We start from the raw sequence: 13,034 nt of genomic DNA, 5'->3' as shown, positions 1-13,034 counted from the left end.
TTATGACGCATGGGAATGAGAAAAGGCGGCGATTATGCTCAGTTGTTCTGGGCCATGTTCAAAACAGGGGTGCTGGGGTTCGGCGGGGGGCCGTCGGTGATTCCGCTCATTCGCCATGAGGCGGTCAAGAACTACAATTGGATCGACAACGACGAGTTCGGCGAGATTCTCGCGCTGGCGAACGCCCTGCCGGGGCCGATCGCCACGAAGATGGCCGCCTATCTCGGCTACCGCAGGAAGAAGACGCTCGGCGCAACGGTCGCCGTTCTGTCGCATATTCTGCCGTCGGCGCTCGCGATGATCGTGCTGATGTCCGTCGTGCAATATTTAAGCAGCTCGCAGATCGTGCAAGGGATGATCGCGGGCGTTATTCCGGTCGTTGCGGTGATGCTGGGCGTCATGGCGTACGAATTCGGCGAGAAGGCGATCAAGGGGCTCGGCAAAGCATTCGGCATCGTCCTGTTCGCCGCCGCGTTCGTGCTGCTGCAACTGCTGGACGTTCACGACGCGATCGTGATCGCCCTGTTCCTCGCCTACGGCGCCTTCCACTTCAAGCTCGTCCGCAAGCTGCAGGAACGCAAATCGAAGAATGAAGCGAGCGGAGGGTGAACGGAATGGATTGGCTTAACTTGATCATCGGTTTTTTCCTCGCGAATGTGCTCGGTTACGGAGGCGGTCCCGCTTCCATCCCGCTTATGTACAACGAGATCGTGAACCATTACAAGTGGATGAGCAACGAGGACTTCTCCAACATTCTCGCGCTCGGCAATTCGCTGCCGGGACCGATCGCGACGAAGATCGCGGCGTTCGTCGGCTTCGACGTTCTCGGGTGGCCGGGGATGATTCTTGCGCTCGCCGCCACCATCGTGCCTTCGGCGGCGGCGCTGATCGTGCTGCTCAAGCTGCTGCACAAGCACCGGCAGTCTCTTGTCGTGAAGGGGATGTCGCTGCTCGTGCAGCCGGTCATCGCGATGATGATGCTGCTGCTCACCTGGCAGATGGCGGATTCCTCGATCAAGTCCTCGGGCATCTGGCACTTCCTTGGCATCGCGGCCGTCGCTTATTGGGCGATGGAGCGCAAGAAGATCCACCCGGCATTCGTCGTCTGCGCGGCATTCGTATACGGCGGGCTCGTCCTGTCGCACGTCATCTGACCGCGCGTCAACCGACTCCCGCCCCGTTACCTCTCGAGCGCTTCGTTGCGAAGCACCATGTGGATGTGGTCTTCCCACACTCCATTAATGTACAAGTACTTCTGCGCCAAGCCTTCCTCGTAGAAGCCCAGCTTCCGGACGGTCGCCAGGGAGGCGGCGTTGCGGGGCATGATGTTCGCTTCGATCCGATGGAGCCGCAGCTCCCCGAATGCGTATCCGATCAGCTCCCGCAGCGCTTCCGTCATGTAGCCGTGCCTGATCTCTTCGCAATCGAGCCGATAGCCGAGATGGCAGGACAGGAACGCGCCGCGCACGATGTTGCTCAGCGAGACCGAGCCGATGACGCGGCTCGGCTCCTCGGCCTTGAAGAGCCACAGCTTGACCATCTGCCCCAGTTCCTCGCTCTCCCTGTCCGCGGCGAGGAGCTTCTTGTGCGTCTTGACCGTGTAATACTCGTCGCTTCGTCGAACCTCCCACGGCTCGAGGAACTCCCGGTTCCGGGCGAAATAATCGCGGACGATCTCGGCATGGGACTTGTCGAGCGACCGCAGGCGCAGCCGCCTCGTGCGAAGTTCGAAGGACATCTGGTCTCTCCTCTCCGGCCTCTCCAGCCTCTTCCCAGCTCCCCGCGAGCGGGGCGTTACCCACTTATAGCACAATTGGCCGGCCAAGATCAACATCGGCGGAAGCAGCGACGGGGAACGCTCGCGGGCGGTTGCCCGTGAATTGCCGCGGCGTATATCCTGGGGGCGCGCCTAGAGTAACTGCCAAGCCTGGCGATGCCAGAGAGGGGGCGGCTTTCGCGAGATGTATGCGGTTTTTCGCATACAAGCGGGCATTCGGGGTGGGCCGGGGGCGATTATGTGTGGTTTTTCGCATAGAAACGGGCTTGCGCGGTAGTTGGGAAGCCAATGTATGTGGTTTTTCGCATACAAGCGGGCATTCGTGGCGGTCCGGGGGCGATTATGTGTGGTTTTTCGCATAGAAACGAGCTTGCGCGGTAGTTGGGAAGCCAATGTATGTGGTTTTTCGCATACAAGCGGGCTTGCGCAGTAGTCGGGAGGCATCTGTATATAGCAGCAACGGCAGTGGAACAAGCTGGCGTTATGCCGATTCCCCGCACATCTCCCGCTCCAATCGCCTCTTCGAAGCGTCGTTGTGCGGATTCCTCCACTAACTTTGCCCACTCAGCCTCACCGCGCTCGAATTGCTGGATGTATTGCGAGAATTTAACCCCCGCAGTCCAAAAATACGGCCATTCGAGACGATCAAGGAGCCTGTGCCTGCGGCTTTTGCCAAAAACGATCATTCGCGCAGGGGCGCTAAGGGCCGCGTCTCAGTCAATTGCAGACGTAGGCGCGGCCCGTGCCGCCGCCGCTCGCCGACTCCGGCAACCGCCGCTTACCGCACCTCGCCGCCCTCCGCCGATGGCCTCCAGCCGTCGGAGCCGGCCAGAACGTCATCGGCGGAGAGACGCTCCGCTTCGGCTTCCGTCAGGCGGCGGCTCCAGCTTGTCCGCTCCCCGGCCGCTGCCGCAGCCGCACCCGCTCCTTCGTTGCCGAATTCCTCGTACGCGACTCCTCCGGCTTCTCCGCGCCCGTTCCAATCCTGCCAGCCGGCACGGGCAATATGGGTGCCGAGCTCGCAGAGGACGAACGCCGTCTTCGCGTAGTCCCGCCACGGCCGTCCAAGATGGACGGAGCCGGCGGGCACCTGCGCGTCCGCGGTCAGCCGGCAGCGCAGGAACACGTAGCCGTGCTCCGCGCCTTGCGGCGTCGACGCGGCCGTCACCCATCCGTACGCCGCTCCCCCGGCTTCCTTCGGCGGTTGCTCCCCGCCCCTGGAGCGAAGCTCGCAGCGCTCGAACACAGCCGTCGCCGAGCCAAAAACAAAGTCGATATCCCCCGTAATGCAGCACTCCTCGTAATACTGCCGCGACGGCCGGAGCGGCTGCCCCTCCCGCGGCCCGCCGAACGTCGAGCGGTCCAGCGGATTCGGAGGCAGCGGACCGGTGAACAGCGTGTCCTGCCAGCCGACGAAGCGGCAATTCCGGAACCGGACCCGATCACCGTCCACATAGGCCGCGATGGCTTGTCCCACAAGCTCTCCCGGCCCCGCGTCGTTCACGAAGGAGACACCTTCGCAGACGAAGCCGTCTCCCCCGATGAGCGCCGTATACGAATGGAACGTGTAGTACGGCTCGCCGCTCGGGAATGCCTTCCGGGCATAATCGCCCCAGACGACCGTCGTACGGTCGGCCCCTTCGCCGATCAGGCTGACGTCCGGCCGGTCGATGACCAGCTTCTCCCGATATTCGCCGGCCTTCACTTCGATGACGACCCGGCCGGCGCTCTCCCTCGGGATCGAATCCACCGCCTCCTGTATCGTTCGGTGCTGCCCGCTCCCGTCTTTTGCTACGGTGATTTTGCGAAGACTGGCCATGCTTCTCCCCCTCTGCCCTCGGACGCTGCCGATTGTCGTCGCCGATTGTCGTCTTAGTCTAGCAAGCCCCGCCGGCGAAATCAATCTAGCGATCCGCGAACGCCCGGTAATGCGCTCCGCTCCCGATAACCTCGCTCCCCCTTCGGTAGAATTCGTCCTTGACCCGCCACGTGTGGCTCATCTTGTTCGCCCTGCGAATGTACACGTAGTTGTACGGAGAGGTCGCATAGGTGCGGTACCCCCTGCGCGAACAATCTCTCAGGAACTTCACATCCTCGCCGACCGACAGATCCGGGAAGCGCACCTGCTTCAGCACCTCGCGGCGGAACAGGATCGTCCCTCCTTGCACGAACGTCGCATACTTGTTCCGATACTCCTTCGAACGAAGCAGAAGCCGCCTGGAAGCTTCGAGGTAGACCAGGCAGGAATGCTTGCCGACGACATCGGCCTTCTTCCGCATCAGCGCCCCGACCTGCTCCTTCAAGTAATTCGGGGAATAGTAGTCGTCATCGTCGAACTTGGCGATCAGCGGCAGCTTCGCAAGCCCCATGCCGGCGTTCAGGCATTGCCCTAGGGAGATTCGCGACGGCATCCGATAGACCGAAGCCCGCCCCGCCCGGCTCGCAACCCTCCGATACATCGCCAGATCGGCCGAGTCGTCGTTGACGATCAGAATCAGCTCCTTTTTCCGATAATGCTGCCTTGAGTAATTGTCGATGATGTTCCCGAGATACGCCGGCCGGTTCGTGCACACGACGACCGACACCCCCGCGTCCCTAGCTCCCGCCACGTTCAGCCCCCCTTGCATCCGGTATGACACCATATGGGACCTTCCGCCCGGCGGTGTCGGCGATTGACGTGGACTTCGTGCGGAGCAGTGCCTATAATAATCCTATGGCAGAAAATCTAACAAAGCAACGAGGAGATACAGATGAGCGTTTATACGATGGTAGTTCAGGGGACGGCCTTCACAAGCCGAACGCCGAAGGATGTCGACATCCTTCGGAATCATCTGTTCTGCATTAATGAAGCCGGCGTCATCGCGCGAATCGTCTCGCCGGAAGAGCAGGATTACGAGGCAATCGTCGAAGCCCACCGCAGTTCTCTCCGCTTCAAGAAGGTGGCGGACGGCCAATACCTGCTGCCCGGCTTCGTCGATCTGCACGTTCATGCGCCGCAATGGGCGCAGTCCGGCACCGCGCTGGACATTCCCCTCTACGATTGGCTGAACACGTACACGTTCCCGCTCGAAGCGAAGTTCGCGGACCTCGCGTTCGCAAGGACCGTCTACGAGGACGTCGTCGATACGCTGCTCGCGAACGGCACGACGACGGTGCTCTACTTCGCGACCGTCCATAAGGAAGCGAGCCTTCTGCTCGCCGAGATTTGCGCGGCCAAGGGGCAGCGCGGGCTCGTCGGCAAGGTCGTCATGGACGATCCGGAGCAGAATCCGGATTATTATCGCGACGCCGACGCGGAATCGGCGATTCGGGATACCGAGGCGTTCATCCTCGCGGTCAAGAAGCTCGCGGAGACGACGAAGCAAGGCGTCTACCCGGTCGTCACGCCGCGCTTCATTCCGAGCTGCACCGATGAAGCGCTGAAGGGGCTCGGCGAGCTCGCCGCGAAGCACGACACGCACATCCAATCGCATTGCAGCGAGAGCGATTGGGCTCACGGCTACGTGCGGGAGCGCTGCGGCAAGCACGACGCGTTCGCCTTGCACGACTTCGGCCTGCTGACGGAGAAGTCGGTCATGGCGCACAGCAACTTTCTGAGCGAAGACGATGCCGCGCTCTTCGCCGAGACGGGCACGGCAATCGGCCACTGCCCGATCTCCAACGCCTACTTCGCGAACAGCGTGCTTCCGGTTGCCCGCTGGCTGGACAAGGGCGTCGAGATCGGCCTCGGCACCGATCTCTCGGGCGGCTTCTCGCCAAGCCTGTACGACGGCGCGAGGCAGGCGGTCATCTCCTCGCGGATGCTCGAGGACGGCGTGAACGGGAAGCTGCCGACGGCGGAGCGCGGCTTGCCTGAGTCGCGGCTGACCATAAGCGAGGCGTTCTACCTGGCCACCGCCGGCGGCGGCGAGAGCCTGAGCCTGCCGATCGGCCGGCTCGAGGCAGGCTACGCCTTCGACGCGCAGGTCGTCGACTCCCGGCTGGAGGCGGCCAAGCTTCCTGTTTATTCCTCCGACGAGTCTTTGGAAGATGTTTTCCAGAAGCTGCTGTATCTCGTTCGGCCGGAGCACATTCGCGAGGTATGGGTGCAGGGGGAGCTTGTTCATAAGCGGAATTAAACCCAAGCTGCCGCCGGGGGAGATCGCCCTGACGATCTCCCCCGGCGCCATGGCTGCTCCCTGATTGTGCGGCCTCCAACCGTCTCTTCAGTGCGTCGTTGTACGGATCTCCCGCTCATCTCCCTCTCCAACCGTCTCTTCAGTGCGTCGTTGTACGGGTTTCCTCCACTAACTCCTCCCACTTCGCCTCTTCACAGCAGGCTTGTCATAACTATCGCTGTCTGCATACGGACAACGGGCCTCAGCCTCCGCTGAAGCCCGCTGTGGCGGTGTGATGTGACGGTACACGATGACGATACGATGCGACGGCAACACCGATTTATGTGAAAATTCACATTGGCGAAGGTGGATACTGGGCAACTTGGACGATTCTATGTGATAAATAACATATATAGAGAAATCTCCGGCACGAGTTGCTGTATATATGTGAAAAACCGCATAAAACGCCTCGATCCCCGCCAATCCAACGCAACGAATGTGAAAAATCACATAAAATCGCCCGCTCCGGACCCATCCGACTCTCTCCGGCCCGCTCCAGGCCAATCCGGCTCGCTCGAACTCAATCCAGCTCGATCCAGACCACCGTCCAGACGTCGACGGACGGGATCGTCAGCTCCATCGTCCGCCCGCGCAGGCTGGCGGTGATCTCGTACTCGAGAGGCACCGGCCGGCCGAAGCCGTCGTCCGGCGTCGCGGCGAAGGCGCCGGACACGTTCCCCTCCAGCAGAATGCGCAGCTTGATGTTCGTTCGGCGCTCCGGGCGAGACTTGCCCTCGTTCCAGTAATCCTCGCGGTTCCCCGTCAGATTGACGAGGCTGATCGTCTTCCGCCGCTCGTTCTCGCGCACGATCGCCCACACCTTGTCCGCTTCCCCGTAGGCCGAGTACTCGAGCTCGTCGAACACATACTCCAGGTTGTCGCCGTCCAGATGGGTCATGGACACGTCCGTCAGCGATTCGTCGTACAGCAGGTTGGCGTACCGGATCTGGAAGTCGTAATACGTGCGCAGCTCCCGGGCGAACGAAGGCGTGACGACCGAGTAATCGGCATAGTACGCCTGCGTCAGCACGGCCATGTTCTCTCCGGCCACGAGGTGATAGGCGCCATGGGAGGCGATAACGGCGGTCAGCAGCAGCCCGGCGTTGCGCGCCCGCTCGGGGTCGTCCGTCCGGAACGGCGTCAGGTAGGCGGCCAGAATGACCGGCTTGCCTTCTCCTGCCGCCTTGGCCTCGCGGACGATCTGGCGGATGTGGTGGTAGCGCTCGTAAGGCTTCCACACCTCGATGTAGACAGCATCCTGCTTCGCCTTCGCCGCCGCGCCCACCGGCCAATTGCCGACATTATTGAAGACAAGCGCGATATCGTCCTTGCTCCGGACCAGCTCCTCCCGCGTATGATCGATCAGCACCGGGAAGTGCTCGGCCAGCCGGACGACCCGCTCCTCTCCTCCCCAGACGGACGTCCCCCCCTTCGGAAAACCATATGTATCCATATGAATGCCGTCGAAGCCGACGAGCTCGACCGCGCGCTTGTATTCCCCGATAATGTGGCGGTGCCAGGGGCTTTGCTCCATGATGTTCATGATGGTGAAGATGTTGATGAAGTCGTACACCTCACCGTTGCTCTGATAGAGCGCCCAGTCCGGATGCTGCTCGGCGAACGGCTTGCTGGCCGCGTACACGGCTCCGTACGCAAGAGCCTTCATGCCATGGCGATGGCACAGCCCGACCTTCTCCTTGACGACGTCCAGGCTGAGCTCCCTGCCCATCAGGTCGACGTATTCGCTCCGATCCGCGACCAGATCGTCGTGGCGGTACATCCAGTCGTAGAATTGCACCAGATTAAGGTGCAGCTTGCTCAGCCACTTCACATCTTCCTCGTCGCCGGACTCCGACCGATGGAAGTCGCTCAGGAAGCCGTAGCGGGTCGAGCGCCGCCAATCGTCGACGACATCGAACGCGGTGGACGCCGTGTCCAGCACAACGCCGCCTTCGCCGATCAGATCGACGTCCAGCCCGAAGCCGTCGAACGCGGCCTCGCGGGCTTGCAGCTCCATCGTCAGCTCGCGGCTCTCTCCGGCTTCCAGGCGAACCGGGCCGAGCATCAGCCGTTCGAGCTGCCGCTCCAGCCAACTGACGCGTCCCTCCAGGCTCCATTCCGCGGCCTCGGCTCCCCGGTTCTCCAGCAGGACGGCGATACGAACGATCTCTCCGCTAAGGAACTGCGCCTTCAGCGGGTATACATCGGTAATCATGAGGTTATCTCTCCTTCTCTGTTTATCCCTTGACCGCCCCCGCCGAGATTCCCTTCACGAAGAACCTCTGGAAGACGAAGTAGATGATGACGGCCGGCAGCATCCCGATCAGCGCAGCCGACGCCATCTTCGTGTAGTCGGCGCCGTACGTCTGCACGAAGCGGCTGATTGCAAGCGGCACGGTCTGCAGCTCCTGGCTCTGCAGGAAGAACACCGATTGGGCGTAATTGTTCCAGGCGGCAATCGCATTCAGGATAATGAGCGTCGACGTGATCGGCAGCAGCAGCGGGAACGAGATTCGCCAGAACGCCTCGAACAGCGTGCAGCCGTCGATGACGGCCGATTCCTCGATCTCCCGGGACAGGCCGCGGATGAAGTTGGCGTACAGGAAGACGGATTGCGGAATGAAGCCCGTCGCGAGCAGCAGGATCATCGCCCAGTGCGTGTTGATGCCGTGGATCGCCTTCATCAAGGAGTAGAGCGGCACCGTGTTGATGACGCCGGGGATCATCATGCTGAACAGCAGCACATTGAACAAAATCCGGTTGTACCACGTATTCACGCGAGCGAACACATAGCCGGCGCCCGCCGAGACGAGAACCGACAGGAGGACGCTGCCCCCCATCAGAATCGACGAATTCGTCATCGCGCCGCCCAGCTTCGACTCCCGCCAGGCGGCGGCCAGATTGCCCCACTCGAAGTGGCGGAGCAGCAGGCGGCTGTCCGCCAGGCTGATCGACGAGGGGGTCAGCGCTGTGAACAGCAGCATGTAGAACGGAATCAGGGAGACGAGCGCCATCAGGATCATCAGCGCGTACAAAGGCGTTTTGGCCAACGGTGTTTTTCTCATCGATGGTCCCTCCTTCTAACCGTCTTGATCGGCCTGCTTCATGAGCCGAAGCGCAACCGACACCGGAATCAGAATGACGAGGAACATGAGCACGGCGACGGCGGTCGCATAGCCCGTATGGCCGTTGAACGAGGAGCGCATGATGTAGATGCTCATCGATTCGGTCGAGTAGCCGGGCCCCCCGTCGGTCAAGGCGGTGATGACGTCGAACACGCCGAGCGAGCCGATCAGGTTCGTAATGACGTTGATCCGGATCGCCGGCATGAGCAGGGGCGCGACGATGCGGCGAACGGACGTCCAATAGCCCGCCCCGTCCACCTTCGCCGCCTCGAGCACATCCGCCGAGATCCCCTGAAGCCCGGCGAGGAAGATGATCATCGCGTACCCGACGAACTGCCACAGATTCACCGCAATGATGACCCAGAGCGCCTCGTCCGGAGTGCCGAGCCAGTCCCGGTAGACGGACTCTCTCCCGAATATTTTCAACACTTCCAATAGAGCCCCGTTCTCCGAATTCAGCAGCAGCAGCCAGACGTAGCCCATGATCAGCGGGCTGATGATCGCCGGCAGGTAGACGAACGTCCGGACGGCGCCGCGGCCGCGCAGCCGGTTGTCCAGCAGCAGGGCATACAGCAGGCCCGCCGCGCACAGCAGCACCGGGCTGATCAGCCCGAACGTCAGCGTGACCTTAAGCGCGTGGATCGCCCTGTCGTCATGGAAAAACTCGATGAAGTTGCTTAAGCCCACATAATGATAGTCGGGCGCAAGGCCGTTCCAGTCCGTCAGACTGATCCGGATTCCCTTGACGAGAGGGGTGACGAAGAAGACCGCGAACAGCGCCAGCGCCGGAACGGCCATGTAGCGATGGAGACGCTCGTTTATCCTCCGGGCAAGACGCAACATGATGTGAACACCTCCTATGGAATTGGCAAGGGAAGGGAATGGCAAGAGGCCCGAACGACTTCGGTTCGAGCCTCCAATCGTTGCTATCGGCAGAACTCAATGTCATTGATGTCAGCCGGCGGTCGTGTAGCCCTTATCCCAATTGTCCTTGAACACCTTGGCGAAGTCCGCCGGCGTCTTGTACGCGTCGACGAGGAGCTCCTGCACAGTGCGCCCGATCGAATCCGAATTGTATCCGCTCGGCGTCCACGGCCACCGGGAAGCGACGAACGCGACATCCAGATCGGCGGTGACGTCCCGGCTCAGAATCGACCAGTCGGCTTCGGCGTCCTTGTAGACGCTCGGCGAGTTGCGCAGCGTGGAATACGACTTCTGCACGTCCGCGCTGACGAGGAAGTCCACGAACTTCAGCGCTTCGTCCCGGTTGTCGGACTTCTCGGAGACGGACACGGAGCCGTCGGGGCTGCCGATCATGTACGGCTTGTCGCCGGCCATGAGGGCGGGAATCGGCCAGAACCCGATGTTCGCGTCGGGGTTCTTCTTCAGGATGTCGCTTAAGGCCCACATGCCTTGAATGACGAACGCGGCCTTGCCGCCGGCGATGGCGTCGAGCTGGTTGTCGTACGAAGCCGAAGCTCCGTTCTTGTTGACAAGCCCCGCCGCCTTGAAGTCCATCAGCGCCTTGGCGAACGTCTCGATGCGGCCGCCGGTCTGATCCAGCCCGAGCTTCGCGGCGTCGTTGGCGATAAGCGCCTTGTTCGCTTCCTCGATGCCGAGCTCCTGCTGGAGGCTGCCGAGCGGGAGGTACTGGACCAACTGGCCGAGCGTCCACGAGTCCTTGCCCCCCAGATACAGCGGCGTGACGTCGTTCTTCTTGTCCTTGACGGTCTGCAGCGCCTGCGTGAACGCTTCCCACGTATCCGGCCGCTCGATGCCAAGCTCGGCGACGATGTCCTTGTTGTAGTACAGCCCCGTATACGAGACGGTCATCGGCAGGTAGAACTGCTTCTCGGGGCGCGATGTATCGGAGACGCTGGACTTGATCGACGCGTTCGTCAGCCGGTCCCACAGCGCGGTCTCTCCGGAGAAGTCGTAATACAGATCCTGATCGTAGAACTCCTGGGGAACCTGGGCCAGAGCGACGATGTCCGGTGCGTCTCCCGAGGCGATCTTCACCTTCAGCACGTCCGACGCCGACTTCTGGAACTCCTGCTCGATCGTCACGTTCGGATGCTGCGCCGTGTATGTCTTGATCTGCTCGTTCAGCCAATCGACCGCCTCGACGGTGCCGTTCAGAATCGTCAGCTTGACCGGCTTGCTCGCCTCCGTGCCGCTCGAGGACGGGCTTGCGGCAGATGGGTTCGAAGAAGATGAGGCGGACGTTGACGCTTCGCCGCTTGCCTGCCCCTCGTTCGCTCCGTTCCCGCCGTTGCCGCCGCAGCCCGCGAGCAGTCCGGCGGCCAGCGCCGCCGCTCCGATCGTCGCGATCCATCTCTTGCTCGCCGCGCTCCATGTATAGCTCATTGAACAACTCCCCTTTGTCGTTGGAATGCCGGGGAACGCCGGCCGGCCGATTCCCCTTCGCGACTTAAGCATAGACCAGGTTCGCCTTCGGAAGAAATTCCGTTTTTTTCTCCGGGACGGCCGATTTTTTCGCGGGAGCCGAATCCGGCCTCCAAGTTTGCTATAATGCAGGTAACTTGCCGAGAGGAGCTCGAGAACCGTATGTATACCGTGTTGATCGTAGACGACGAAGCTATCCAGCGCGAGTATCTGAGGCTTCAGATTCCCGCCCTCGACCCGCGGTTCGCCGTTGCCGGGGAAGCCGCGGACGGACAAGAAGCGCTCGAGTTCCTGGAGGAGCGTTCCGTCGATCTGGTCATGACCGATATTAAGATGCCCGTCATGAACGGATTGGAATTGTGCAAGGAACTGCAAGCGAGGCATCCTCGCATCAAGGTCGTGATTCTGTCCGGCTACGAGGAGTTCGAGTTCGTCCGGGACGCGCTGCAATATCGGGCCGAGCAGTATTTGCTCAAGCCGCTGAATCGCGACGCGATGCGGCGCACGCTGCGGGACGTTGCCGGACGGCTCGAGCGGATTCGCGCCGACGAAGCGGCGCAGCGCGGACTTCAGGCGTTGTCGCAGGAAGGAATGAAGCATATCGGCCGGCGGCTTCTCCAAGCGTTGATCGCAGGAGCGGAGGCGGAGGTCGGCTCGCTGTTCCCCTTGGCGTACCGGATGAAGATTCCGCTCTTCGAAGGAGAAGGGCTTATCCTCCTGCTGGCGATCGACGACGATTCGCTGCGGGACAAGAGCATCCCTCGCCGGGACTGGTCGATCTTCCACTACATTCTGAACCAGATCGCCGCGGAGCTGTGCGAGCGAAGGGAACTGGTGTGGACGATGTTCGACGACCGGGAGCGCACCGCCGTGCTGCTCTCCGGCACGGAGACGGACTCGCTGCAGGAGGACGCCCGCGCGCTCTATGCCGCCGTTCGGGACAACATGCGCCTCGCCACCGGACTCGCCATCACGGGAGGGCTCGGGGAGCAGATCGAAGACGTGCTCCAGCTCGAGTTGTCCTATCGCTCGGCGCTGGCGGCGTCCGGAAGGGGAATCCGCTGCGGCGGAGACCGCTTGTACGAAGCGGGCGAGGATGCGGAAGGAATCGGCGAGGCGAGCGGCCAGCAGCAGTCGGGGCCCCGCATTCCGGTGCATCGAATAACGGAAGACCGAACTCCGGATGGTCGAACATCGGAGGAGCGGCCGGAACGGTCCGGCGCGGAGATCGGCGAGCGGAAGCTGGCGGAAGAGATTCGGCGCTTCATCGAGGTCGGCTATGCGGAGCCGATCTCGCTCTCGCTGCTGTCGGATAAGTTCCATGCCTCTCCGCAGCATATCAGCACTGTTTTCCATAAGCATATCGGGACACCCTATGTCAAATACATGACGCGCGTCCGTATGGACAATGCCGCCCGCCTGCTTGCCGGCAACCCCGAGATGCGAGTTGTCGAGGTCGCCGAGCGGATCGGATACGCGAACGTCAAGCACTTCACTTACGTATTCAAGAAGCACTTCGGCAAGACGCCGGGCGAATACCGGCCGGATTAACGCGTTGCCGCCCCCCGG

The 13,034-nt window shown here is 61.8% G+C and carries 11 protein-coding genes; 4 read left to right on the top strand and 7 right to left on the bottom strand.

Annotated elements, in window-relative coordinates:
* Nucleotides 1-9 precede the first annotated feature (9 nt).
* Together E6C55_RS04545 and E6C55_RS04540 are read left to right on the top strand one after the other, a co-directional pair.
* Nucleotides 10-609 (top strand): chromate transporter, encoded by a 600-nt coding sequence (locus tag E6C55_RS04545; protein ID WP_330999596.1) that lies wholly within the window; start codon nucleotides 10-12, stop codon nucleotides 607-609.
* 5 nt (nucleotides 610-614) lie between these two features.
* Entirely contained in the window at nucleotides 615-1,154 is a 540-nt protein-coding gene (locus tag E6C55_RS04540) for a chromate transporter (RefSeq protein ID WP_136368594.1), read from the top strand.
* A gap of 26 nt (nucleotides 1,155-1,180) precedes the next feature.
* Here the strand turns inward: E6C55_RS04540 and E6C55_RS04535 are convergent, their stop codons facing one another.
* The 3 genes from E6C55_RS04535 to E6C55_RS04525 form a co-directional block, all read right to left on the bottom strand.
* Nucleotides 1,181-1,738 carry a GNAT family N-acetyltransferase gene (locus E6C55_RS04535; RefSeq protein ID WP_136368593.1) on the bottom strand — a complete coding sequence of 186 codons (558 nt, stop codon included), beginning with the start codon at nucleotides 1,736-1,738 and terminating at the stop codon, nucleotides 1,181-1,183.
* An 817-nt stretch (nucleotides 1,739-2,555) separates the two neighbouring features.
* Nucleotides 2,556-3,596: a pectinesterase family protein gene (locus E6C55_RS04530; protein WP_136368592.1), complete on the bottom strand. Its 1,041-nt coding sequence runs from the start codon at nucleotides 3,594-3,596 to the stop codon at nucleotides 2,556-2,558.
* 85 nt (nucleotides 3,597-3,681) lie between these two features.
* Complete coding sequence (locus E6C55_RS04525) at nucleotides 3,682-4,386, bottom strand: glycosyltransferase (protein ID WP_230986533.1); 705 nt, start codon at nucleotides 4,384-4,386, stop codon at nucleotides 3,682-3,684.
* A gap of 141 nt (nucleotides 4,387-4,527) precedes the next feature.
* Here E6C55_RS04525 and guaD point away from each other — a divergent pair, with 141 nt between their 5' ends.
* A complete protein-coding gene (gene guaD / locus E6C55_RS04520; protein ID WP_136368591.1) occupies nucleotides 4,528-5,895 on the top strand; it encodes a guanine deaminase in 1,368 nt (455 codons plus the stop codon).
* 559 nt (nucleotides 5,896-6,454) lie between these two features.
* Here the strand turns inward: guaD and E6C55_RS04515 are convergent.
* From E6C55_RS04515 to E6C55_RS04500, 4 genes are all read right to left on the bottom strand, one after another.
* Nucleotides 6,455-8,149, bottom strand: coding sequence for a glycoside hydrolase family 66 protein (locus E6C55_RS04515; RefSeq protein WP_136368590.1), 1,695 nt, complete (start codon nucleotides 8,147-8,149; stop codon nucleotides 6,455-6,457).
* 22 nt (nucleotides 8,150-8,171) lie between these two features.
* On the bottom strand, nucleotides 8,172-8,999 hold the full coding sequence (locus E6C55_RS04510; protein ID WP_136368589.1) for a carbohydrate ABC transporter permease: 828 nt from the start codon (nucleotides 8,997-8,999) through the stop codon (nucleotides 8,172-8,174).
* Between the two features lie 15 nt (nucleotides 9,000-9,014).
* A complete protein-coding gene (locus E6C55_RS04505; RefSeq protein ID WP_136368588.1) occupies nucleotides 9,015-9,902 on the bottom strand; it encodes a carbohydrate ABC transporter permease in 888 nt (295 codons plus the stop codon).
* Between the two features lie 111 nt (nucleotides 9,903-10,013).
* A complete protein-coding gene (locus tag E6C55_RS04500; RefSeq protein ID WP_168735457.1) occupies nucleotides 10,014-11,426 on the bottom strand; it encodes an ABC transporter substrate-binding protein in 1,413 nt (470 codons plus the stop codon).
* 201 nt (nucleotides 11,427-11,627) lie between these two features.
* Between E6C55_RS04500 and E6C55_RS04495 the strand changes: the two genes are divergently transcribed.
* Nucleotides 11,628-13,016, top strand: coding sequence for a response regulator transcription factor (locus E6C55_RS04495; protein WP_168735456.1), 1,389 nt, complete (start codon nucleotides 11,628-11,630; stop codon nucleotides 13,014-13,016).
* Nucleotides 13,017-13,034 lie beyond the last annotated feature (18 nt).

The sequence above is a fragment of the Cohnella fermenti genome (assembly GCF_004801405.1).
Taxonomy (GTDB): Bacteria; Bacillota; Bacilli; order Paenibacillales; family Paenibacillaceae; genus Cohnella; species Cohnella fermenti.
This window is presented reverse-complemented; position numbering and strand designations above follow the sequence as displayed.

Excerpts from the sequence above, each read along its gene's own strand:
- E6C55_RS04545 (WP_330999596.1), top strand. The coding sequence starts at position 10 with ATGGGAATGAGAAAAGGCGGCGATTATGCTCAGTTGTTCTGGGCCATG.
- E6C55_RS04540 (WP_136368594.1), top strand. The coding sequence starts at position 615 with ATGGATTGGCTTAACTTGATCATCGGTTTTTTCCTCGCGAATGTGCTC.
- E6C55_RS04530 (WP_136368592.1), bottom strand. The coding sequence starts at position 3,596 with ATGGCCAGTCTTCGCAAAATCACCGTAGCAAAAGACGGGAGCGGGCAG.
- E6C55_RS04535 (WP_136368593.1), bottom strand. The coding sequence starts at position 1,738 with ATGTCCTTCGAACTTCGCACGAGGCGGCTGCGCCTGCGGTCGCTCGAC.
- guaD (WP_136368591.1), top strand. The coding sequence starts at position 4,528 with ATGAGCGTTTATACGATGGTAGTTCAGGGGACGGCCTTCACAAGCCGA.
- E6C55_RS04505 (WP_136368588.1), bottom strand. The coding sequence starts at position 9,902 with ATGTTGCGTCTTGCCCGGAGGATAAACGAGCGTCTCCATCGCTACATG.
- E6C55_RS04500 (WP_168735457.1), bottom strand. The coding sequence starts at position 11,426 with ATGAGCTATACATGGAGCGCGGCGAGCAAGAGATGGATCGCGACGATC.
- E6C55_RS04495 (WP_168735456.1), top strand. The coding sequence starts at position 11,628 with ATGTATACCGTGTTGATCGTAGACGACGAAGCTATCCAGCGCGAGTAT.
- E6C55_RS04510 (WP_136368589.1), bottom strand. The coding sequence starts at position 8,999 with ATGAGAAAAACACCGTTGGCCAAAACGCCTTTGTACGCGCTGATGATC.
- E6C55_RS04515 (WP_136368590.1), bottom strand. The coding sequence starts at position 8,149 with ATGATTACCGATGTATACCCGCTGAAGGCGCAGTTCCTTAGCGGAGAG.